Raw genomic sequence first — 25,267 nt, 5'->3', positions numbered from 1 at the left:
TATACCGCCAGCAGTATTGATGAAGCAAATAAGGCACTAGATAGTCAGAGTTTTGATCTTGTAATGCAAGATATGCGTTTTCCCGCTCTGCAAGATGGATTTGACGTGTTGGAAGACATACACACACGTTTCCCGCGGCTACCTATTCTGATGATATCTGGTTCCGGACACATTCCCGATGCAGTAAATGCGATCAAATATGGTGCCACAGATTTTATTGAAAAACCCATAGCCAAAGATCATTTACTTATTCGCTTGGATCGTTTGCGCGAATCTATTCTTATGGCCAAGAATATGCGAAACCTACAGATCTCCTCAATTGGCATGGTAGGGCGCTCTGAGGCAATGCAAAATGTATTTGATGCCATTATCCAGGCAGCAAAGTTTGACAGTCCGGTGTTGATTGAAGGAGAAACGGGAGTGGGGAAAGAGTTAGCCGCTGCCGCCATCCATCGTCTTTCAGATTTGAGTGATAAGAACATGATAAGTGTTAATTGTGCATCTATTCCAAGAGAACTATTTGAAGCAGAGTTTTTTGGCTATGAGAAAGGAGCGTTTACAGGGGCAGTCAATTCTCGTAAGGGATATTTTGAGTATGCCCAAGGCAGTAGTATTTTCCTAGATGAAATAGGCGATTTGCCCATGGAGGTACAAGCAAAGCTATTACGGGTTATCTCGGAGCAAGAAATCCAAAAGTTAGGAGGCATAACTCAAAAAGTATCAACTCGAATAATCAGCGCTTCCAATCGCGATTTAAAAACAATGGTTGATGAAGGTAGCTTTCGCGATGACCTCTATTATCGCATAAGTACTATCAAGATCGAGATTCCTCCTTTGCGCAAACGTAGTGAGGACATTATTGCCTTGGCGGAGCATTTTATCAGCAGATTTTGTCGCCGCAACCAGATTAGTCCCAGAAGTATTTCACCTGATGCTGCTACATGGCTGATGAAACAGAGATTTCCTGGTAATGTCCGCGAGTTGAAAAACAGAGTGGAACGCGCAGCTGTATTTTCGAAAAATGAAGCCTTGAGTGTGGTGGATTTTACCACAAATGAACCGAATACTGATCGAACTTCCGCCTCATTCCGTGAAACTGTGCGAAGATTTGAGCGGAACTATCTAGAAAGCGTTCTCTTAGCACATAACGGAAGCATTACTCGTACAGCTAATTACCTTAAAATGGATAAATCTAATCTATCTAAAAAACTCAACGCTTTGGGTGTAGATATATCCAGTAAATAATACCACATTCTTACAAATATCTCATCAATCTTGCTCTGATGTGTGGTAAATTTTACCATACCCACTCATTAGCTTTTCTGATCTAATTGCATAAATCCCAGTTATTTATCCTCTATCTGAAGATTGGCGCAATTTCTGCTGTACATATATGACATATCCGCTGGGCAATGATCGTAATGCGGATTCTTACAAACGGACTTCCTGAGAAGCAGGCATCTCAGGTAAGGGGTAAAAGGGGATGGCATTTTGTGGGATCTGTAGGCTAGAGGGTATTTTTAAGAGGATCTATTGGTAATTGGACGCTTAGTTTATGCATTCTTCGAAAGCAGAAGTTAGATATTTTACTTATTATCATACATCTGCACGCATAATAGCAAGGCAAAAATGATGGGCATGGTGAAGTATGGCGCCCCGGTATTGGGTGTACAAAGGTGTTGCAAGACAATACTGTTTTCCGGGGATTTATGGATCTCACATTTGTGCATTGTGAGATCCTTTTTTTCTGTTTTAGATAGTTAGTTATGGCCACATAATGCCATGGCGTACACCTCGATTGCTCACAACAATTATATTAGAGTTTGAGATTTCTAGAATGTGCAGCATAATCATCACAGCAGGCAGGATAATATCTGCCCTGGAGGCATCTATGCCAGGTATCTTGGCAATGTCAGCTACGTTGAGTGCCCTATAGGTTTGCATTTGTCTAAATAGTTCACTTTTACTTAGTTTATAAGCCTCACTTGATGTTTGGCTTCTTTCTTCATGATTTAATGCAACTTGAGCACAGGTATATACCGAACCACCTATTCCAACCAATGTAAAAGAAGCAGGTGCTTTCCAGATGAGGGTTTTACAAATCTCTGCCAGTATGCCAGAAAACATACAGTTAGTAAGAGGAGTACGCAGAATGTATTTACGGCTCAAATCTACAGCTCCCAGTCTAAAGCTAAGGCTGTGTTCAATTACATTGTTATGTCCTTGAATTATCTCGGTACTTGAACCTCCAATATCGAAACAAACAATACGCTCAGGCCTATGGATTTCGCTCTGGACTCCCCTAAATGCTGCCTCAGCTTCTTCTTGCCAAGATAGAATTCGCAGCTTAAGTTTGAAGTTTTGATAAATAGTGTTTTGGATTTCTTCCCGATTATTGGCTCGGCGCAAAGCCTCTGTTCCAACGAGGATAACTTCTTGGGCATGGGGGAATCGCTTTTGCACATCGGAGATGATTTTCATCATGGAAGAAACTGCAGATGCCAAGAGTTTTCCAGATTTCGTTATTTTTGCTGCAAGCCTAAGTGGTATACTATACAAGCAACCTTCTCTATCGGTAGAAGATTTTGTAACAAGAACTTTAGTCGTATTTGAGCCAAATTCAATTAGTACCCGCTCTTTGTGATGATATTCCATTATTTTCCTCATAAAGGATAATATAATAAAAGTGAGGCGCGGTGCACAAAGAAAATCCATATATTTTCTACAACTATATATTGCTAATATTGCCCAATAACAGAGAATTAGCTTACTTACAGCGCAACAACAGTTGATTCTATGCTGGTTTGTACGCTTATTGAAGGGGCGCATGTATTAAACCCGATCAGTTAATAGGCTTCATCGTACGTTCCATGATTTGTTACTGGATTATGAACAAATCTCTTAATAAAGCACGAATCTTTCCCTATTACTCAAGCCACAATTAGCATAGGTTTAGGCTAAGATTTTGTTGCAAGTACTGCATTAAGGCAGGGTGAAGTATCTTTTAAACATGCATAAAGTAAAATAAGAGAAGTGCAAAACGAGAAAGTAAAGATACTAAATGAAGGGAAATATGAATCACGGAATTGCGATTAAATCCCAAAACTGGAAATCTCTTGACGTATCCACGAGTTTTTCTAAGTGGTGTAATAAAGAAAAAAATTATTTGAGGTGAAAGTGCGAAAACAGATAATAGCTGGTAATTGGAAGATGCATAAGGATTTGGAAGCAGCAAAGAGTTTCTCTGTGGCTCTAGCAAAATCTCTTTGCGGCAAAGAAATGGGAAATGTATTACCAATAATAGCACCGGCATACCCGTTTTTAGCGGTTCTTTTAAGAGAATTTGACGCTACGCCCGTAAAAGTAGCTGCTCAAGATGTTAGCTCACATCCCGATGGGGCTTTTACCGGCGAAGTATCAGTAAGCATGCTGGCTTCGTTAAACCTGCCTTATTGTATTGTGGGTCACTCTGAGCGCAGAGCCTATCATAGCGAGAGCAACGAGATGATACGTGAAAAGATAATGATGTTGATGAATGAAGACATTGTGCCCATTCTTTGCATCGGAGAAACCTTAGAGCAGCGTGAGGCAGGCATTACCAAGGATGTAATTATCGAGCAACTTTCAGGTTGTTTAAGACAAATAACCCTGTATCGGGGTAATGAGTTAATCATTGCATATGAGCCAGTTTGGGCAATAGGCACGGGACGCAATGCCACCGGCGATCAGGCGCAGGAAGCTCATGCACTTATCCGCAATTGGTTGGCAAATACGTATAGTGACGATTTGGCAGATTCACTCTCCCTATTATACGGAGGAAGTATGAAACCAGATAACATAGAAGAATTACTTGCCATGCCCGATATTGATGGTGGTTTAATTGGCGGAGCTTCACTGCAAGCAGATTCCTTTTTAGAAATGCTGAATATTGCTATTAACAAAAGCAAGTGAATGCATGGGAAGAATAGAAATATTGCAACGCACCGGTAGAATATACCGATGCCGTTGTTACAACTGTTATGTGTTGCCCGATTCGCAGCTTCACAATTATTTTAAGCAGGAGACGATATGAAACGCTATTATCTGATTGTAATGTTGATTATACTATTCTTTCAGATGAGTGCCAAGCATTCAGATGAATTTACGCTAGGAACTTATTCATACGTAAGAAATACAAGTAGCTTCATGTTAAAATATCGTGAAGAGTTGTGCAGTTATATGCAAACATTGGGCTACAACGCCAGCATTATTGAAACAGGGATTACAGATAATGATCTGGATGGTTTACTGGAGATAATGGATCGCTACGGCATCGATGCATGGATCACGGATAATGGTTACTCTGAAGATCCGGCAAATAACGCACATTATGCCTGTATGCCCCTCGCTGTATCAAGTTACTATAAATTTGAAGCGGAGTATCTGGATGAGCGGGATGTAAATCCCAAAGACAGCATGAATAACCTTTTCTGGTATGCGTCGCGAAATGATGACCAGTTTACTCGCGTTGGGAAAGCCGTAAAAACATCGGGTGCATCAAATGGCTTCGTCTGGAAAAGTGAACGGGGTAAGGATCAAGCCGGATATGCTTATGGCGATATTCGCTATAGATGGCCGGATACCAAGGGACAATATCCTCTCTTTGGGGAAGAATTCTTCGTGTTACAGAAGAGTTCTAAGGGATATGAGGAAGACTATTTTTGGATAAACTATCGTTTTCGCCTATCGGATATTGATCCCGCGACGAAGGATACTGATCCTTTGCTAACATTTAACCTTTCCGGATTGCATACTGCCAGCGGAGTCTCTGAGAGACAAAGAGTAAATCTGAAAGCTGCCTCACAAAAAGGGGATGGTAAAGACATTGTTTTTACTCTCAATGATCTTAATAACGCTAATACTCAAGATGGGTTTGTGGATTTTGTTATTAAGCTCTCATATTCCGAATTGATTCAGAATAACCTATTTGATGCACCAAAGGACTTCTTTTTTGTCTTGCAAAATCTGAGTCCCAAGGTGTATTGGCACGGTAATGCTACATTGGAGCTGGATTTCATAGAGATAGAGGATCAAATCAGCCATGAATTGAAAAACACGGATTCCGCATTCCGTGAAGGGATAGTCCGCCGCGCCAGAGAGCTAATGGATAACCCCCATGGTAATGTGAGCGGTTTATATGCCTTTGATGAACCCTATTTGGGGTTGTTCAATAGCTACGACATCATTGAAGAAACCCTCTGGAAAGAGGGCATTGCCATGATGACTGCAATCTATGATAAGAATTATGGCAGAATACAGCGCGACAAAGATAAACAGATTTACTACGATCATACTGAAGCATTCATAGAAGCTACTCAGCCATGGATATTCGCTCCCGATATATATCCCATCAGGTATGAGATTAGTTACAATCCGGATAGTGAGCACTATGTATTTGTCCAGGATGCCATTGATAACAAGATGCTAAAGATTTATGAAGTGGGTGTGAAGTATCGAGACCAAGATCCGAGACGCAAGTTTTTCCCGATTGTACAGGCTTTTGGGCATTGGATCAAGGGTAAACCGGATACCTGGTGGACCTTGCAACAGCCGCCCTATGCGATGCAGAAAGCGATACTGTACCTGCCGCTCGTATACAAGCCGGATGGTATATTCCATTATATCGTACAAGCCCGACATGATGCAGAGGGCTATGGAGATTATACAGGCGTGATTTCGCCAATGGTAGACGGCAAGCAGCAGAATCCCGAACCCGTGTTAGATAGTCATACTTGGAACGCTCACATGCACACCAATTTTAAGGTGTATAAATACGGCAAAATTATTCGTGATTTGGAGTGGTTGGACGCACAGAGGATCATGACAACAGCCCATAATAGTGGCATTCCTAAAGCCACGTTTATCAAGAAACTTCAGGTGCTGCCCCAATCAGATGCTCCCTATGATGGGTATGTACAATGCGGTTTTTATAGCGATGGGGATGAGAATCCTTATCTGATGATCGTGAACAGGCGCGGAAACTACTTTAAACCGGGCAAACACACTCTGGAAAGGTATGTGCATTCCGATCTTTATGATGAATACTTCCCTCAAGCGGATCCGCAAACTTTGGTTATTGAGCTGGATAAAAAGGTTTCGAGGCGATTTGGCGATTATGTTGGTTTTCTTGATCCCAATGATAACAGCATAATAATCTCGCACAATAATCAAGTACAAATTGAGCTTCCCGCCGGCGAGGGCAACTTGTTTAAAATGGTACAGACACTGCCGCCGGTGATTAAGAGAAAGATTACCCTAAAAGGCGATACTGTTATCGCACAAGATGTTATCTTGGAAAAAGGCGCAAAACTGAAACTGCACAAGAATGCCAGCCTAACCATTATGCCCGGTGTACAAGTGGTTGCTGCGCCAGAAAGTGATTTCAATATAGATGGAAAGATCCACATGCTGGACGGTTCTAAACTTAGCATCCAAGGCTATCTGAAAGAAGGCAAAAAGAGTACACTGATCATGGAAGAGAATGCTGAATTGATCAAGACTCCACAACGTAAGCCTTCTTTCCTTAAACGTTTACTGTGTATCGAATAAAAGCTTTGCAAAATGAATTCAGCATTGCACCTAAATTGTGAGATTATATGAGTAAATTTCAAAGTCTGGTTGAGATAGTTGCCTCTCTTAGGGATCCGGAAAGGGGATGTCCTTGGGATTTCAAGCAAACTCGGGAATCCCTTGTTCCAAACTTCATTGAGGAGCTATATGAAGTAGTGGAGGCTATAGAAGACAAAGATTACACTGCCTTGAGGGAAGAACTGGGTGATTTGATGCTGCATATTGTGTTTCAAGCACAGATAGCCAGCGAAGAAGGAAACTTTGATATTGAAGATGTAATGAGCGCTATTTGCGATAAACTTGTACGCCGGCATCCCCATGTATTTGGTGATGTACAGGTAGAGGATGCAGAAAGTGTAAAGATGAATTGGGAGCGCATCAAGAAGAAAGAAAAGAAAGAGCGAAAAAGCGTTTTGGACGGTATCCCTCGCTCACTTCCTGCACTTATTCAAGCTCAACGGATACAAGAAAAAGCGGCATCTGTAGGGTTCGACTGGCCAGAACTGAAGCAGGTGATGGCGAAGATTGAGGAAGAATACGAAGAATTGCATGAAGCTCTTGCCGCAGAAGACCGGGCAGCAATAGAAGAAGAACTGGGAGATTATATATTTAGTATAGTTAATCTTGCACGCAAGCTGGGAATTGATGCCGAAGCTGCTTTGAAGGCTACAACCCGCAAATTCTACCGGCGATTTCGTCATGTAGAAGCGCAATACAGCGAGGATGAAATCCATGAAGCAAGTCTTGAGGAACTCGATTTCCACTGGGAATCAGCAAAAACGCACTAATCGCTTTCACGTACTAAGATTATACTTGGTTTTGGGTTCGCTATTCATATTTGTGTTTTTTGCCTTATATACTCAGGTTCTAATCCAGAAGGCAAAGCAAGAGCAGGAGTTTGTGCCCCGTATTTTTGCCAAGTATATTGCTTACACGGATGGTTATCTCAGGCTTGCGGAGAAATATGCCCAGTTGCTTACTGAGGTTAGCTCAAAATACCTTCAATTCACGGCTAAGCGAGATTTTCAACAGCAACTGTGGGATTATATCTCAACCGAGTTTATGTCGGAAAATCCCATTCCCATAATTGTAACCGATGAAAACCTTATGCCTCTGGTGTGGAAGAATGTTTCTGTGAGCACGGATAGTCTATATGAAGATCTTTCGCATCAATCCCGCTTGCGGCTTGGCGAATTGCTTGGTTCGATGATACAGACGCCGCTTGTTGATGATGGGCGCCTAACCGGCTATGCCTTTTATAGTAAGCCTATCTCTTTTGAGCAGTTTATCAGGAATATAGATTACGAGATTATCGTTACAGACCGTAACCGCGAGCCTCTTTACTGGCGGAATGTAGGTATTGATGAATCTTCCCGATTTCATCAGCTTGATATAGACGACCAGTTTTCTTTGCTTTCACAGCAATCTTCGATGAAAGAGATTCCTCTTTCTAATGAAGCAGATTCGCTTGGCTACATCTATTTTACCAATCCACAATCTCTCTCATACATCCGTTATATCATCATTCTGGAGCTTTTCTTGGCGTTAATGGTAGTCTTTTTTGGCAGTTATGGCTTACTTTTATTGAAGCGGAGCGAAAAAGATACCTTGTGGGTTAGTTTAGCCAAAGAGACGGCGCATCAATTCGGAACGCCAATTACTTCGTTAATGGGCTGGATAGATTATATGGCTGAAAGCCCTGCAGAGGGAGTAAAACGCCCAGATATGTCCCAAATACTTGATTTTATGCGCGCAGACCTGAAGCATCTAAGAAACATTGCTTCCCGTTTTGGGAAGGTAGGTAGCATAACCAAGCTTGAGGCGAAGGAACTTAATTCTATACTTTATGAAATAGTAGAGTATTTTCGCAATCGCATGCCTCATTTAGGCTCTCGCATAGATATCCACCTGATCAGCAAGATAGAGCATATTGAAGTAATGATGGATGTGGAGCTGATCAAATGGACGTTGGAAAACCTGATCAAAAACTGTGTAGACGCTATGTCTGGCAAAGGTGGAAACATTATTATTACGGCAACTCAAAAATATCCCTTTGTATATGTTCATATTCGCGATGAAGGCAAAGGAATTCCCAGAGGTCATTGGAAAAAAGTATTTGACCCGGGTGTAACTTCAAAAACTAGAGGATGGGGCTTGGGGCTTAGCCTTGCCAAGCGCATCATTGAAGAATATCATCAAGGTAAGATTCGTGTGGTGGAAAGTGCCTTAAATGAGGGTACAACCATAGAAATAAGACTTTATAACGCCAAACATTACAAGAAGTGATTATGCAAAGAATTCTAAACAGCAAGGAAATGAAAAACATGGATACCCAAACCATCAAAGAATTGGGTATTCCTTCTCGAATCCTAATGGAAACTGCCGGTGCACATTGTGCTGAAGCAATCATTCACAATTGCCAACAGCATTTGGATATGAACACTCTTATCCTTTGTGGTAGTGGCAATAATGGTGGTGATGGTTATGTGATAGCCAGAAACTTACTATCATTTGGCATAAATGTGCTCATTATGAGCTTAGCAAATGGTAAGATGAGCGAAGAAACTAGGCTCAATCGCGAGCTTTGCGAAAAGCTGGAGATCCCTATCCTAGAAGTTTTTGACGATGACTCTGCAGAAACGGCTTTATGGCAGCTTACCGGTAGCATCTCGCTTATTGTGGACGCAGTATTTGGAATTGGCTTTAAGGGGATACTGCCGAAACACATTTCATATTTATTCAGCGTGCTTAATACTTTGCAAGCCTGTAAGGTTGCCATCGATATTCCTTCCGGTTTATGTGCCGATACCGGGAATGGTGAGTGTCTTAAAATGGACTACACCATCGTTATTGAAGAATTAAAGTACGGACACCTTTTGCAAAATGGACGGCTTAATTGTGGAGAGTTACTGATGGTTCCCATCGGCATTCCGGTTCAATATAAAAGTAGAGTGAAATCATTTTTATACAACGATCTAGATTTGCCTCAGCGTCCCGTAGATGCTCATAAAGGCACATTTGGGCGAGTGGTAATTTTTGGCGGCAGCTTGGGCTATACAGGCAGTGCAAGGCTTGCGGCACTATCTGCATTGCGCGGAGGAGCGGGGTTAGTATATCTTTATACACGCAAAGAAATCTTGCCTTACTATGCCGACAAAGCAGACGAGATTATGAATTTTGCCATTCCCGAAGATGCAAAGGGATTACCGGATGAAGCCGTAATTATGGAAATTCTGGCTAAAGCAGATGCAATCTGCATAGGCTGTGGGATGGGGCTTGATGAATATGCTCTGCGCTTGTTGCAGATAGTATTGAAGCACAGCAAAAAACCTACAGTGATCGATGCAGATGCCATTACGCTTCTGGCACAGAATCCCGGGTTTCCGGATGGCGCTCATAAGCGCAAGATGGTGCTTACTCCCCATAAAGCGGAGTTCTGCCGGATAGCCGGCATCAGTTTAAAAAAACTGGATGCAGATCTGATCTCTGCTGTAAGCAAACTACAATCCACATTGGGCTGTTCAATTTTTCTAAAGGGACACAGCAGCATATATGTCAGCAAAGAAGAAACCCACATTGTGTGTGCGGGTAATGACGCTCTTGCCACAGGGGGAAGTGGAGACATCTTAGCCGGCTTAATAGCCTCTTTTGCCGCTCAGGGCGCTTTTTTAAGTCATGCTGTATGTACAGCGTCTTTATTAATTGGCAAAACGGCTGTTAAACTATGTGAAACACGCAGCAGCTTCACAGTTTTGCCTACCGATATTATTGAACACATAGGAGATAGGTATGAATAAACTAGCCGCTATGAATACTCCCATATTTTGGGCTGAAGGACATCCTGGAGCATTGGAAAGAGAATCTTGGCAATTAGAAGTTACCGGATTGTGCGATAAACCCACAATATTTAGCTGGCAAGATTTACAAGATATGAGCGCAGATACAGTAGATGCCAGGCTTACAAGTGTTACCCGCTGGTCGGTTTTTGGAACCTGGACAGGAATTAGAATACACCGCTTACTAAAACAGGTTATAATGCAGCGGGATTGCCGTTATTTGCGCTTTTGGTCGGTTGGCGGAATTTACGATACATCTATTCCAATTGCAGAGGCAATCAAAGAAAAATCCTTAATAGCTTGGGCGTTTGACGGCGAGCTACTGAATGAAGATTACGGCGGACCCATTCGCGCCCTTATACCCTATCTTTGGGGCTACAAATCAGCCAAAAGTCTAATTAAAATTGAGCTTATGGATCACTATGTGCCTGGGTTCTGGGAGATGAGAGGATATACCGATAGTGGAGAAATTGAAGCTGGAGTTTGCCGGGATATCAATGATAATGGCACACTTAAGCGCATTCCCAATGGCGAAGTAACGGAATTTATATAGATGAAGCTTTGGATTACCTATCTGCGTGCCATTGGAGCAATGTTCTGTTGGGCAATCACTTTTGTGTGGTACAAAATAGCCTATGAAACGTATATGCCCTATGAAGTGATATTTTTGCGCCTATTTTTAGCCTCAATTCTGCTATTTGGCGTTATGGTAATAAGTAAGCATTGGCAAAAGATGCACAGGGAAGATATTTGGCGCATGATGATAGTTGCTTTCTTTGAGCCTTTTTTATATTTCAACGGAGAGGCTAACGGCATGATGTATGTTTCCAGCTCGATGGGCAGCATTATTATAGCCACTATACCAATTTTTGCTGCCATTGGTGCCTGGTTACTACTAAGAGAACGCCTTAGTGTGTATGTTATTTTTGGCGTTATTATATCGTGCTTGGGGGTAGCCATTATGAGTTTTGGGGGCGGAGAATTACGCGCTACTATTACCGGACTCATGTTTCTCGTCTTGGCAATTTTTGGAGCAGTTGGGTATGGGCTTATGGTGCGACCATTAACCCTAAAATACAGTACCCTTACCATTGTAGCTTATCAAACTATGTTTGGAGCAGTATATTTTCTACCCATGTTCCTTATCTTGGAGGGACGCCATTTTTTTACCGTAACTCATTCTTTACGAGGCATATCCACAATTGTAGCCATGTCGCTATTTGCCACCATCGGTGCCTTTGCCTTGTTTACGGATGTTATCCGCAGTTTAGGAGTGGCAAAATCTAACGTATTTACGAATCTGATCCCCGTTTTTACGGTGGTTTTGGCTTTCATAATTTTGGGAGATAGCATTGGCATCCGTACGATATTGGGCTTAGGTTTAACTCTTGTAGGGCTTTTTGTTTCGCAATATGCGGATCTCAAAAAGCTTAAACAACGTTATTTGCTGGGTGAACGAATGCCCAAAATACCTCCTATAATAAGTTGATAATACTGCAGAGTGCAGGAAAAGAAATAGCACTAGATAATTTGACAATCAGTGTGATGCCCAAGTTTTTTGCTGCAGTGATGTGCTTTCATAGGCTAGAAGTTTTCGGGTTATTCCCCCAAGAGATTAAGTTAGTCATCTCTTGGTTTCCGGCCGATATCATCCTGTTTTGCCCGATGATCTTCCGATGAAGCAAACGTAAGTTATAGTTGATCCAGCTTACGAAGGTAGAGGCTTGTGGGGGATTTACGCATGGACTTAAAAAAATCCATTGGCACCGAAGGGGGCGATTTATAAATTGTGGCATAAACTTAGAAGTGAGGGGAAGTTTCAATTTATTCTTGACGTATATGCAGCTTTCTGATTCTGTATTATAGCTAAAGAAATCTTGTAGCGAAGAAATGATTTAAATGGAAGATATATGAAACGTAACTTGTTTATTACCCTAGCACTTATATGCCTGGCGAGCCTGGCAAATGCTTTGCAGATCAAAGTGCAAACCAATCCAGAACAACGAGAAGAGAACTATAAAGATTATTCTGTGCTTATAGAACCCGGCAAACCTATGCTGCACTATTACAAGCTAAATGTTTTACTTCCCTATGGGGAGGTTTATACCGGTGCCTCGCTCAATTGGGGGAAAACCCGTAACTTGAGTAAGGGATTTAGCGTAGATTTTGCCAGAGATCAAGTCCCCATTTCTCAGGGCAGAGCATATAGCCAAACAGTTGCCGATCCTGAGGTTTATGAACAGAATATGTTTTTTCCCCCAAAAGATTTTGAGTATTTAGGCACACAATATTATCGAGGCTATGCCATTGCCATGTTTAACGTTTTTCCATTACGTTACAATCCGATTACGAAGGAATTGGTGGCTTATGAATCCTTTGAGCTTAAAATCAATACCGATGATAGTGTCAAAACAGCACAAATGCAGGCACAATATGTAAGCGAGCATAACAGCAGCTTGCGAATCTTGGAAACTTTGGTTAAGAATCCCCAAATTGCCGCTTCATACGCTAATGCACCAAAAAGTAGGTACCAAAGCAGGTTCATCGATCCAGCTGATGCTACAAGCATGATTATTATTACCAGTAGTTCTCGTACGGCTTGGTTTGAGGAATATGCTGCTTGGCGTACCGAAAAAGGGATAGCTACCGCAATTTATAGTACCGATTTTATCTATTCAAATTATACTGGAGCCGATAATGCCGAGAAGGTTCGCAACTTTATAATCGATGCCTATCTAAGCTGGATTGATGCCGAAAATCCTTTAGAGTATGTAATAATGGGCGGAGATGACGAGGTTGTGCCGGAACGAGGAGTATTTGGCAGAGTGGGCAGCACAGTGGATAACCGTATGCCGTCTGATCTCTATTTTGGCGCTTTAGATGGCAATTGGAACGCAAACGGCAACGCAATTTATGGTGAAGCGCAGGATGAGACAGATTTAATAGCCGAACTCGATATTGGGCGATTTCCGGCTGAAACTCAGACTGAGTTCAATAATATATTTCGTAAAATACGTTACTATGTGGAGCACAATTCCTATAGTAACAATAAAGCCATATTTTATGGAGAAAACCTGAATAACGATCCTCTTACCTGGGGTGGAGATTACAAAGACGATGTAGCCCAATATCTTCCGGGGGAATATGATTTTAGCACTCAGTATCAAAGAGATGGCACCTATAGCTCGACAACAGTGTGGAATAGCATAAACGACGGTGTAAATGTGATGAATCACATGGGACACGCCAATGAAACTAGTTTAATGGGGCAAGGCAGTGGTAGTATTATACAATTGCAAAATACGGAGTATGGTTTCCTGTATTCACAGGGATGCTATCCGGCCGCATTCGATCAGCGCACATCTGGAGATTCGGAATCTGTAGCCGAGCAGTTTGTAAAAGAAGCGGGCGGATTGTTTTCTTTTGTAGGAAACACCCGCTATGGATGGTATATGCCCGGAGGCATCAACGGTGCCAGCCAGTTTTATGATAGAGATTACTTTTTGGGTTTGTATCAAACTGGTTTTAGCAAATTTGGAGAGGCACTGAGTTTTTCTCGTTTGCAAAATATGAGCAATGCCATCACGAATGATGTTATGCGATGGTGTTATATGGAGATTATTCTCTTTGGAGATCCTTCGGTAGAAGTTAAGTTTCCTAATCTTGATATTCCGATGCTGGAAATGGTAAGCTATGAGTTTGAGGACACAGGCTTGGATGGAACAATAAATCCAGGAGATACAATCCGGCTTGTTCCCACCATTCATAATGTTGAAGGTTGGGGCACAGCATACGATGTGACATTGAAAATAGAAGCAATCCCTGAGGGGCTGGACCAAACATTGGAATGGATCTATATAAACTATCTCTTGCCGGGAGAATTCAGCTCAGATAATATCGGAATCAATATTAATCTGCCGCAAGACTTGAGTTTTGGGGAGTACAACCTTCGTTTATCGTTGGAATCTATAGACCCTGTAACTAACTTAAGTACGGGCATCAAGTATTACGATGCCAGCTTTGAAATTACCCTTTTTGATGATCGTTTTCCTTGGCAAACTTATCATGGCGGAAAATCTGCTCCCATTGTAACAGATATTAATCAAGACGGGAATAACGAAATACTGTATGTAGATGTGCTTGGTAACGTCCACATAGTAGACAACAATGGCGAAGAAACGGGCGTTCTAAGCCCTCCCGAGCCCTTAAATGTATTTTCCAGTAGTGCTTTGGGGCAAATAGACAACGTGGCAGGCGAAGATATTGTGACTACTAGCCGCACTGGGAAAGTATTGGCTATGGATCTTAATGGAGATGTGATCTTTAACTATAATGCCAATACTCAAGTTCTATTTAGTCCGGTTATCGCGGATATAAATGGAGATGGCAATAGCGAAGTGATATGCACTGGAATAGATGGAAGCTTGCACGTAATTAACAATCAAGGGTATAGCATAGCGGGATTTCCAATTCAGTTGAGCTCGATGGTTCGAACTGAATTGGCAGTAGGCAAGCTTGCAAACGAGGGGCCAATGCAAATTGTTATGGGTACATCCGCAGGGGACGTAGTCGTTGTAGGTCCCGATGGGCTTGTAAATGAATTGTATAGTCACAATTTAGGTGCTTCGGTAACAATAAGTCCGGTGATATTGGATAATGGCAAGTTTGCATTGGGTACCAATAGCGATTTGTACCTGGTAGATAGTAGCGGGATAGTGTTTCAAAAAAACATCGACAATGCTATTTCTGGGGGTATGATTATTGCCGATTTGAATAGAGATGGATCATTAGACTTAGTGGGAGTATCCACCTCTGGAACGTTGTGGGCTGTAACGCAGAGTTCAGCGGATATACCGGGATTTCCGGTGGAGATTGGCACTGCATTCAACTGTCCACCTTTGGTTGCAGATATCGACGGTGATTTGCAATATGAGATTATTCTTCATAACAATATGAATAGCGTATACATCTACAATCACGATGGCAGTATTATGATCGGATATCCCTTTGTTACGTCTTTTTTGAGTGCAACACCCGCGACACTGGTCGATTATGATTCTAACGGCTATTATGGTTTGGTGGCAGGATATTCCAATGGTATTTTGTATAGTAATCTTCGTTGCCCGGAAAGTTCGCTGGAGCCATGGACTACATATCGGGGCTCGCTAAATCGACAGGCATCCTTTGCCGCTACCGGCTATGTGGATAATGAGGATGCCATTTATGCCCCCGTAATAGATAGGCTCAAACAAAACTACCCTAATCCCTTTAACCCGAATACCACGATAGCCTTTGAACTGGCACGAGCTCAAAACGTTAGCTTGGATATATTTAATGTGAAAGGACAAAAAGTGCGCAACTTAAGATCGGGATTTATGGCGGCGGGAAATCATACAATAGCCTGGGATGCAACTGACGATTTTGGCAAAGCCTTAGCCAGTGGTTTGTATTTTTACCGCTTACAAAGTAATCAAAGCACTTTCACACGTAAGATGTTATTAATGAAATAGGAGTTAAATTGAAGGGAATTTTAGCCAATATCCAAACAATAAAAGCCAGAATTGAAGCTCTAAAAGCAGAACTGGGACGCAACGAGGAAGATATCACCTTGGTAGCAGTTACAAAAAATCATCCCGTAGAGGCGATAGATATTGCCTTAAAAAGCGGTGTGATGCACATTGGCGAAAATAAGGTGCAAGAGGCGATGCGAAAACTGCCTATGGTGAAAGAAAAATATGCCGGATTTCACTTTATCGGACACCTGCAAAGCAATAAAATTAATCAGTTGCTCTCGCTAGAACCCTTGCTTATTCAGAGTATAGATTCGCTGTATTTGGCAGAAAAACTCCATCGGGCATTGGGGCGCACAAACCGCAATCAAGATATTCTAGTTCAAGTAAATACTACCGCAGAAGAACAAAAAAGCGGGGTAAATTTTGCCAATGCAGAAAAATTAATCTGGAAGATAGCCTCTTTTTCAACCATCAGAGTAAGAGGTTTAATGACTATTGGCAAGCTGGATCCCAATCCGGAGATTAGCAGACCTTATTTTAAGCAGCTTAAAGAGCTGTTCGATAAGATAAAAAAAGACTATCCGGAAGGTTTTGATTACCTGTCAATGGGCATGAGTCACGATTGGGAAATAGCCCTTCAAGAAGGAGCAAACATGCTACGCATTGGTAGCGCTATCTTTGGCGAACGAAATTATGGAGAAAGTAGATGATAGTTCCAATAGCCGTAGTCATTTACTTGATAGCCTATCTTTATGGGTCATTCTCTTCTGCACGCGTCATTGCTAAAAGCTTTCGCGCTCTCAACATCTATAAAGTAGGCTCAGGTTTGGCGGATACGGAAAATATCTATACGAATATTAGTAAGTCTATGGGCGTATTGGTGGCAGCGTTGGATTTATGCAAGGCTTACCTATTTCTTTTGTTGATAGAATTCATTCTGCGATTGATAGATAAACAGTTGCCTATTATGGATATAAGCATATTATATAGTCCCAATCTGATGTTGATATATGGAATAGGGATGCTTATGGGGCACTGTTTGCCTTTTACGCACCATTTCAGGGGTGGAAGAGGGATATTTACATACATGGGTTTCTTTGCCTATTTTGCCTTTTTGCCAATGTTTATCACTGTAGTATTGGCATGGGTCTTGGTAGTGCGCTTCCGACAAATTCGCTTTGCTCAATTTACCATTGTAATTCTGCCGGTGATTCTTTTTCAATTCTTCTTTTATCTAACAGATTGGTATAAACCCCATCTGCCCACATATTTCAATTCGATTCTTATTGTTAATGCCTTGCTAATGGGGGTGTTAAACTATTTTGTATCAAAAAGGTTGGGAGAAATCTGAGGAAAAGATGCTTAAGATAGAAAAAGTAAGTAGTAAAAAACAGCTTAGAAGCTTCATTATGCTACCCTTTGACCTGTACAAAAACGATCCTGCTTGGGTTCCGCCGCTAATCCAAGATCAGTATAAGTTCTTTGATGCGCAAAAGAATCCCTATTATCTACATTCTGATGTTCAACTGTTTTTACTTATGGAAGGGAACAAATCCGTGGGACGCATCAGTGCTCACACCAATACACAGCATCAGAAAGAACATAATGAGGATATTGGTTTCTTTGGTTTTTTTGAGTGTACAAACGATGTAGGGGCAGCGAAACTTCTATTTGAAGCAGCTGGAGAATGGAACAGACAAATGGGCTTCAAGGATATGCGAGGTCCTATGAACTTCTCGGTGAATCAGGAAGTAGGATTGCTAATCGAGGGCTTTAGTGATCCACCAATGGTGATGATGCCCCATGCCAAACCTTATTATCAAGAGCTATATGAACAGTGCGGGCTAACAAAAACAATGGATTTGTATGCCTATTTAAGCGAGCGAAAAGAAATGCCTCAGCGGGTGGAACGCCTGGCAGCAGCTATAGAAAAACGAGCTGGCGTGCAAATTCGATGCCTTTCTAAAGATAAAAAACAACTGCGCAAGGATATTGAAACTGTCTTCGAAATATACACCAAAGCATGGGAATACAACTGGGGAAACGTGCCCATGACGAAAGCAGAATTTGATCATATCGTGGAAGAATTACTGCCCTTGGCAGATCCAGAACTAATCTTCATTGCCGAAAAAGATGGTAAGCCGGCAGGTTTCTCTTTGGCTTTGCCAAACTACAATGAAGTGCTACAAGTGATGAAAGGAAAAGTAAATCCAATTACGCTTATCAAAGCTTTGTTTGCCAAAAAGAACATCGGCAGTGCCAGAGTAATAACCATGGGGCTAATCAAAGAATATCAAGGGCGAGGGATCGACACTTTGTTCTATTATTATTCATATAAAAATGGGTTACCTAAAGGGTTTTTTAGGGGTGAGTTTTCATGGGTTCTGGAGAACAATACTATGATGATCAGAGTAGCGGAGATGCTGGATGCTATCCCATATAAAACCTATAGAATATATGACAAGCAAATCTAAACCATTACTTTCGGCTATAGATATAATTACACTGGCATATATTGCTTGGATTCTGTTTTATATGCTGATTGGGCTTAAACGCGTGCATCAGCCACATCTCCACATTCCAGCTATGCTATCTATTGGAGTAGGGATTTTTATTCTTGCTTGGGCGCAAAACAGCATTGAAGAGCTAAAGCATCCTCGTCTTAAAAAAGCCCTTTCCCTTATTCGAGGTATCTATCCAATCGCTCTTTTCGGTTATTTCTTTACTAGTGGGCATGCTTTTAATCGGGTTATTTTTACAGACTGGTTAGATCCCTTTTTTATGAACGCAGATCTCAGTCTTTTTGGTTATTTACCGTCCTTAGAATGGGGGGTGCGCTACAACTCACTGTGGATTAGTGAAATATTTCACTTTGCGTATTTCTGTTACTATCCAATGATCGTGGGCTTGCCTCTATATTTGTATTTTAAGAATCCGAAGGGGTTTTGGGAGCTGATCTTCAACCTGAGTTTTGTATTTTATTTGTGTTATTTTGTATACAGTATAATACCGGTTATCGGTGGGCGCTACATTCCTGAGGCGATGGAGCTTACACGCACATATCGGGGAGGGGTATTCACCCATATCATGGTGTTTATCTACAATCACAGTAACCATCTTGGAGGAGCGTTTCCTTCTTCTCATGTGGGAGTGGCAATTGTGCTTACTATCGCCGCATTGCGTTATGCTCGCAGGTTTGGGTATGTGTTTCTTGTAATTGCCTTCTTTTTAAGTTTGGCTACTGTGTATTGTCATTATCATTGGTTTATAGATGCAGTTTTTGGCGTTTTGACAGGGGTAGGTGGTTACTATTTAGCAAACTACACCCACCTAAAATTGCAAGGAGTTCTTAAATGAAATATTTCTTAGTTCTGCTAATGAGTATTGGTTTAATATCGCTATACGGGTTAAGCCCTCTTCCCATTGGTAGTTACGACTACGCCACAATAGAAAACAACGTGTCTGCCATTGCCTTAGGCTTAGGAGGAATAAATGTTACCGATCCCGGAGATCCTTTTGCCTCATACGGGAATCCCGCATTGCTTGCCAATAATCAAAGTACGATGCTGTATTTGGCTTACAGATTGGCAGATGAGGAAGAACATGGTTTTTGGGAGACGGTAAATGTTAGCAATTTCCTCAATGAAAAGCAGTTTAAATACTTCACTTTGGTTGCCAAGCAGTTTGCCATATCTTATCAACCAATGGCATCTATCAACATCAGTGAGTTCAACGCTGAGAGAAATCAGAGCCTTTATTACGACTACAAACTCGATAAAATCCAGATGAGTATTGGCATTACAGATAATAGCTGGCCCAACATAACTGCCGGGCTAAATCTCAAATATCTTAGTGGGCGGTTAGTATATTTAGCGGAACATCTTGAGGGAAATCAGATGATTCGAGAGCATTTTATTGATGACAAGGTAAAAGGATTTAGTACAGATTTAGGATTTTCATACGAAACGGGAGATGCAGTATTTGGGCTTAGTGCATACGACCTAGTCTCCCGCTTGTGGTGGGAAAACTACCCTGCCGCAACAATACAACGCCGTATAGCTGCCGGGGTACAATATGGTAAAGATGCCTCAAAAACAAGTATTGGAGTGCAAAGTAAAATCTCAAGCAAACCAGAAACCACATATCACTTGGGGTATAACTACAATATGAATTGGGATACCAACAGCCTTAGTAACAACCAAAGTGTGGAACAAGGGCTTGATATTCGTATTGGCACATATAGCAAGGATTTTTATGGGGCAGACAACATCAATTTCACCATAGGTTCAGGATACTATTATCAGATGTTCCGTTTCGATTTCTCGTTAAATACAAAAGGCATGAAACTTGCCGATAGTGAGTTTCTATTTAGTTTGGGAATGGGATTTTAGCCTGTGTTTCAGCTTTCTTTCCTGAATGCCGGATTGCTATTTTTTGCTGCAGCAACTGTTCTGCCGCTACTAATCTGGCTTTTAGCAAAGAAGAAACCGCGGCGGATTATTTTTTCGTCTTTACGGTTTATTAAGTTGAGTCAACAGCACGAAAAGAGCCGCACCAAACTCACCAATATCCTGTTACTTGTTATCAGGATGCTCATCATTTTGCTTCTGGCGCTTGCAATTGCCCGTCCAATGCTGGCTTTAGCCGGAAGCAAGGATTCCGTTAAACATCCACCAACAGCCTTAGCCATTATTGTGGATACTTCATACAGCATGGATTATGTTGAGGATCGACTCAGTCGCCTTGATTTGGCTAAAAAAGCAATAAACACAATAAACAATAATGCTACAGATGATGATCGGCTAATTGTTGTTACGCGTGATGCTATGTGGAACGCAATGCACTCTCAAATATTTGCTAAAGAGATTCCGGAAGAAACGCTCAGAAGCATTAGCATAGCTTATCAGGCGATGGATTGGGAGGATACTTTTAGTTTTGCCGAATCACGATTATCAGAGACCCAAATGCCAAATCGGGAGATATATCTGCTTAGTGATCTGATAAATGAAAAAATAGATTACAAAAGCGATTATCCTGTTGCTTTGATTCCCATTGGTGAAAAGGATCCTCGTCAGAATATATCTCTTTCGGATGCACGCATATTACCCAAGATTGTTGAACGGGGGAAAGAGCAAGCCATCGAATTTAGCATTACCAATCATGGCTCTCTAGATCGCAGTGATATCCTTATTCAAGCTGTAGTGAACGACATTAAAGTTGGAGAGCGCTTCGTAAGCGTGCCTGCACGCACAAGCTCCAAAGAAACAATCAGTTTCGAGCTCCGCACTCAAGGTTGGCAATCTGGGTATATCGAAGTTATTGATGAATACCTTAGTGTAGACAATCGTGCCTATTTTGCCTTTGAATACTACCAGCATCCCCGTGTTGCCGTTATTGGCGATAAAGCGTTACCTTCTCACCTCAATAGCATCTTAAAAGTATTTGGAGGGGGTAATAATCCCGATCACATCGATCCTGCCAGCGTAAACATGCAGCTACTTAGTAGCTATCAGATTTTTGTGTTTTATGAGTTCATTGCTTTGAGCCCTCGCCTTTCAGAGTTCATTAAAGAAATGGATGCACGAGGTATTGGGAGTTTATTCTGTCCAGCTCCAAATATGTCTACAGAAAGCAAAACATGGCTATCTCGGCGTTTCTCAACCAGCTTAAGTGAGTTCAAACGCAACACCATTAGCATAGATCATCTTTCAGAGCTCCATCAGGCAAGTGCTTTAATAGCAGATAAAAATCTGCGTTTCAACCAAATAACCGCATATTGGGCAGCAAGTCCGGGGGCGTCCACGCTTATTTCTGCTTCCGGTAATGCCTTAGCCTTAGAAGCATCAAATTCTGCTCTCTGGCTTTGGGATGTGGGTGGCGATTCGCCCTTCTTTGCGGATCCGGCATTTGCGGTATATGCTTATCGCCAGCTTTCTGTTCTAATGAATGCTGATGTTCCCTCAATTGAGCTCAAAATTGGTGATAATATTCGTGGACAGGAGCTTATCTTACCAAATATGGAACGGCTTGAGCTTGCTTCAGCACAATATCTCGCCACCGAGCCCGGAGTATATATAGTAAATCCGGATAGCCCCAAAGCTTATCGTGTGGCTGTAAATCTTCAATATCAAGATAGTGATCCTACTATTGGCAGCATTCCTAAAAGCTTCAAATTGCTTGGTGAAAACTATAAAAATCAGTTGTTTATGGCTCGCTTAGGTAGGGATTTGTGGAAGACACTTCTGATATTGGCATTGATGCTTGTGATAATTGAAATTATCATCATCAAGTATATGGAATCTAAGTCTCAACTATAGGAGTTTGCCATGATTTTGGATAGAATAGATAATCCCCAAAAGATACGCTCTTTGGATAATGAAGAACTCAATCGCTTGGCTGCAGAAGTGCGAGAGCGTATTATCAGTGTTGTTGCCAAAAATGGCGGGCATATCGCCCCTAGTTTGGGAGCCGTGGAACTAACTCTTGCCCTTTTAAGCGTTTTCGATCCACCTACAGACAAAGTGGTTTGGGATGTAGGTCACCAAAGCTACGCTTGGAAGATTCTTACCGGGCGTAACGAACGCTTTGATACTTTGCGCCAGTTGGATGGTATCAGTGGTTTTACAAATAGGGACGAAAGCCCGTATGATGCCTTTAGCACCGGGCACAGCAGCACTTCTGTCTCAGCTGCGCTTGGTATTGCCGCCGCCCGAGATTTAAACAAGGAAAGCTTTCATAGTATTGCCGTGATTGGGGATGGCGCTCTTACCGGGGGCATTAGCTTTGAGGCCTTAAACCACGCCGGGCACATTCAACCAGATAGATTTATAGTCGTTTTGAACGATAACGCCATGTCCATTTCCAAAAACGTGGGTGGCTTACAGAAGTATATGGCGCGCATGTATGCCTCCAAAAGTTATAACACCCTAAAAAAACAGATTTGGGATCTAAGCGGTAGCCTTCCCTCCAGTATTCGCCGCCGTTTTATTTATGGAGCGCAAAAGCTGGAGGAATCTATGATGAATATCCTTGTGCCAAACATCATTTTCGAGGATCTCGGCTTTAAATACGTGGGCCCCATTGATGGTCATGACATTCCGCATCTTATCTCCATCTTCAAACGCGTAAAGAATTTTATGGTAGGACCGGTTCTTATCCATGTAGTAACGCAAAAAGGTAAGGGTTATTCGCCGGCAGAAGAAGATGCTTCCACATTTCACGGTATTGGTCCCTTTGACAATCGAAGCGGCAAAACTGCCTGTAAAGGCGCAAAAAGCTATAGCGATGTGTTTGGCGAGACCTTAATGGCTTTAGCCGAAAGTAAGCCAAACATTGTTGCCATTACCGCTGCTATGAGTGCTGGGACAGGACTTTCGGGATTTGAAGCCAAATTTCCAAAGCGCTTTTTTGATGTGGGAATAGCCGAACAACACGCCCTCACACTTGCTGGAGGAATGGCTACACGAGGCATTAAACCTTTTGTGGCGATATATTCCACCTTTGCTCAACGTGCCTTAGACCAAATTATCCACGATGTAGCGCTACCCAAGTTGCCGGTTGTTTTGTGTTTAGACCGTGCTGGATTGGTGGGCGAAGATGGTGCCACTCATCATGGGGCATTCGACATTTCCTTTCTTAGCGGGGTTCCCAATCTTAGCATTTTAGCTCCATCTTGTGCCGAAGAGTTGAAGGCAATGCTTGTTTGGGCAGCCACGTACGAGGATGGACCAGTAGCTATTCGCTATCCGCGCGGAACGGCTATTTGCCGAGATATTGCGCTTCCAGAATTCACTCTTGGTAAAGCGGAAATTATCAATCTGGAACAAAAACCGTCGGAACCTCTTATTGCTTTTATTGCTGCGGGAGATGCTCTTTTTACGGCTTTAGAAACGGCAGCATTGTTAGCAGAGCATAATCTTGTTCCCGTGATAGTAAATCTACGCAGTGTTAAACCATTGGATAAAACCACACTAAAAGCACTCGGTAAAGCCTGCAGCTACATCTTTACGTTCGAGAATAATGCCATTATTGGAGGTATCGGCGCTAATATCAGTCAGCTTTTAGCAGAAAGCAACGCCCATATAATCAACTTTGGCTATCCCGATAGATTCATCCCTCACGGAGCTACTTCAGCATTGAAAAAAGCGATAGGTTTTTACCCTGAAGCTTTGGCGGATGAGGTAAGAAAACACCTGTGAACGATGCAATTTGTGCACTTAGTACTGCACCCGGAACTGCCGCCATTTCTGTAATCCGGGCTTCGGGGAAAGATACTATTCAGATTGTAAGCAGTTTTTTTAGCCAAGCGGATAAGTTGCTAAGTGCACCATCGCATACAATAACATTTGGTACTTTTCTGAATGGTTCCCAAAAACCTATTGATGAAGTATTAATCTCGGTTTTTCGTTCTCCATATAGCTATACCGGAGATGATCTTGTGGAGATAAGCTGTCATGGCAATCCTCTTATTGCCGAGCATATTTTAAGTACTCTCCTTAGCAAGATGCGCTTGGCAAATCCGGGTGAGTTTACCTTGCGCGCATATCTTAATGGGAAGATGGATCTCAGCCGCGCCGAAGCTGTAAACGATCTCATCTCTGCCGGAACCATCAAAGCAAAAGAAGCCGCTTTGATGCAAGTGAAAGGATATCTCGGTAGGCATTTAGAGGGCTTGCTTGCAGAAATATCCGATGCCCGTCTACGCTGTGAACTGGCAATTGATTTTGCCGATCAGGATTTGCCGCAAATCGATTTGGATGATCTGGCTCAACGCATCGAAAAAATCCTATCCCAAACCAATATGCTTCTGGAAGAAGGACGCAATGCACGTAAATTGCGAGAAGGTGTAAAAGTATGCCTGGCAGGAGCTCCGAATGCCGGTAAATCCTCTCTTTTCAATGCTTTTTTAAAACAGAATCGCGCCATTGTGACTCCTCATCCGGGCACTACGCGGGACTACTTGGAAGAATCTTTTTCTCTTGCTGGTTTTCCTATTGTGCTATACGATACAGCCGGCTTGCGCAGCTCTACAGATTCTATCGAATGTGAAGGTATCGCGAGATCATACAGCTTGATGCAGACTTGTGATCTCATCCTTTTCTTATATGAAACAGATAGCCCCAAACTTCCTTCTGAATTAGAAAGCTTTCTTGACAAAATCATTTTTGTGGCGAGCAAGGCAGATAATCTGCCGCACAGATATATCTCAGATAAGCATATACCGGTTTCGGTGATAGAAGAAGGTGGGCTAAAGCAGATATCGCAGGCATTATTGATGAGGCTTAAACTTCCAGAAAACATTATCAATCG

18 protein-coding genes are annotated in these 25,267 nt (G+C 42.1%); 17 read left to right on the top strand and 1 reads right to left on the bottom strand.

What is annotated here, in order from left to right:
* The coding region (locus LHW48_02405) for a sigma-54 dependent transcriptional regulator (GenBank protein MCB5259312.1) at window positions 1-1,245 on the top strand (1,245 nt) is incomplete at its 5' end.
* A gap of 519 nt (window positions 1,246-1,764) precedes the next feature.
* Here LHW48_02405 and LHW48_02400 read toward each other — a convergent pair.
* The gene (locus tag LHW48_02400) at window positions 1,765-2,655 is read right to left on the bottom strand and encodes a hypothetical protein (protein ID MCB5259311.1); all 891 of its coding nucleotides are present in this window, start codon (window positions 2,653-2,655) and stop codon (window positions 1,765-1,767) included.
* A gap of 522 nt (window positions 2,656-3,177) precedes the next feature.
* Between LHW48_02400 and tpiA the strand changes: the two genes are divergently transcribed.
* From tpiA to mnmE, 16 genes are all read left to right on the top strand, one after another.
* On the top strand, window positions 3,178-3,951 hold the full coding sequence (gene tpiA, locus LHW48_02395; protein ID MCB5259310.1) for a triose-phosphate isomerase: 774 nt from the start codon (window positions 3,178-3,180) through the stop codon (window positions 3,949-3,951).
* 117 nt (window positions 3,952-4,068) lie between these two features.
* Window positions 4,069-6,588 carry a hypothetical protein gene (locus LHW48_02390; GenBank protein MCB5259309.1) on the top strand — a complete coding sequence of 840 codons (2,520 nt, stop codon included), beginning with the start codon at window positions 4,069-4,071 and terminating at the stop codon, window positions 6,586-6,588.
* A gap of 47 nt (window positions 6,589-6,635) precedes the next feature.
* Window positions 6,636-7,397: a nucleoside triphosphate pyrophosphohydrolase gene (mazG, locus tag LHW48_02385; protein MCB5259308.1), complete on the top strand. Its 762-nt coding sequence runs from the start codon at window positions 6,636-6,638 to the stop codon at window positions 7,395-7,397.
* Window positions 7,342-8,895 carry a HAMP domain-containing histidine kinase gene (locus LHW48_02380; protein ID MCB5259307.1) on the top strand — a complete coding sequence of 518 codons (1,554 nt, stop codon included), beginning with the start codon at window positions 7,342-7,344 and terminating at the stop codon, window positions 8,893-8,895. The genes mazG and LHW48_02380 overlap by 56 nt, the downstream gene beginning before the upstream one ends.
* A 2-nt stretch (window positions 8,896-8,897) precedes the next feature.
* Window positions 8,898-10,406, top strand: coding sequence for an NAD(P)H-hydrate dehydratase (locus LHW48_02375; protein ID MCB5259306.1), 1,509 nt, complete (start codon window positions 8,898-8,900; stop codon window positions 10,404-10,406).
* Window positions 10,399-10,998: a molybdopterin-dependent oxidoreductase gene (locus LHW48_02370; protein ID MCB5259305.1), complete on the top strand. Its 600-nt coding sequence runs from the start codon at window positions 10,399-10,401 to the stop codon at window positions 10,996-10,998. Before LHW48_02375 ends, LHW48_02370 begins: the two co-directional genes overlap by 8 nt.
* Complete coding sequence (locus LHW48_02365; GenBank protein MCB5259304.1) at window positions 10,999-11,934, top strand: DMT family transporter; 936 nt, start codon at window positions 10,999-11,001, stop codon at window positions 11,932-11,934. It abuts the gene before it with no gap.
* 421 nt (window positions 11,935-12,355) lie between these two features.
* Window positions 12,356-15,955 (top strand): C25 family cysteine peptidase, encoded by a 3,600-nt coding sequence (locus tag LHW48_02360; protein MCB5259303.1) that lies wholly within the window; start codon window positions 12,356-12,358, stop codon window positions 15,953-15,955.
* 8 nt (window positions 15,956-15,963) lie between these two features.
* Window positions 15,964-16,668 (top strand): YggS family pyridoxal phosphate-dependent enzyme, encoded by a 705-nt coding sequence (locus tag LHW48_02355; protein MCB5259302.1) that lies wholly within the window; start codon window positions 15,964-15,966, stop codon window positions 16,666-16,668.
* Entirely contained in the window at window positions 16,665-17,309 is a 645-nt protein-coding gene (locus LHW48_02350; protein ID MCB5259301.1) for a glycerol-3-phosphate acyltransferase, read from the top strand. Before LHW48_02355 ends, LHW48_02350 begins: the two co-directional genes overlap by 4 nt.
* Before the next feature lie 7 nt (window positions 17,310-17,316).
* Window positions 17,317-18,432, top strand: a complete 1,116-nt coding sequence (locus LHW48_02345) for a GNAT family N-acetyltransferase (GenBank protein ID MCB5259300.1) — start codon at window positions 17,317-17,319, stop codon at window positions 18,430-18,432.
* A complete protein-coding gene (locus LHW48_02340; protein ID MCB5259299.1) occupies window positions 18,386-19,315 on the top strand; it encodes a phosphatase PAP2 family protein in 930 nt (309 codons plus the stop codon). The genes LHW48_02345 and LHW48_02340 overlap by 47 nt, the downstream gene beginning before the upstream one ends.
* Window positions 19,312-20,349, top strand: coding sequence for a hypothetical protein (locus tag LHW48_02335; GenBank protein ID MCB5259298.1), 1,038 nt, complete (start codon window positions 19,312-19,314; stop codon window positions 20,347-20,349). Before LHW48_02340 ends, LHW48_02335 begins: the two co-directional genes overlap by 4 nt.
* A 3-nt stretch (window positions 20,350-20,352) precedes the next feature.
* Window positions 20,353-22,275 (top strand): BatA domain-containing protein, encoded by a 1,923-nt coding sequence (locus tag LHW48_02330; protein MCB5259297.1) that lies wholly within the window; start codon window positions 20,353-20,355, stop codon window positions 22,273-22,275.
* A gap of 9 nt (window positions 22,276-22,284) precedes the next feature.
* Window positions 22,285-24,156, top strand: a complete 1,872-nt coding sequence (gene dxs / locus LHW48_02325) for a 1-deoxy-D-xylulose-5-phosphate synthase (GenBank protein MCB5259296.1) — start codon at window positions 22,285-22,287, stop codon at window positions 24,154-24,156.
* A partial coding sequence (mnmE, locus tag LHW48_02320) for a tRNA uridine-5-carboxymethylaminomethyl(34) synthesis GTPase MnmE (protein MCB5259295.1) occupies window positions 24,153-25,267 on the top strand: 1,115 nt, incomplete at its 3' end. The genes dxs and mnmE, both read left to right, overlap by 4 nt.

This window comes from Candidatus Cloacimonadota bacterium (assembly GCA_020532355.1).
Taxonomy (GTDB): domain Bacteria; phylum Cloacimonadota; class Cloacimonadia; order Cloacimonadales; family Cloacimonadaceae; genus UBA5456.
Note: the sequence above shows the minus strand (reverse complement) of the source record. Positions and strands in the feature narration are given on the sequence as shown.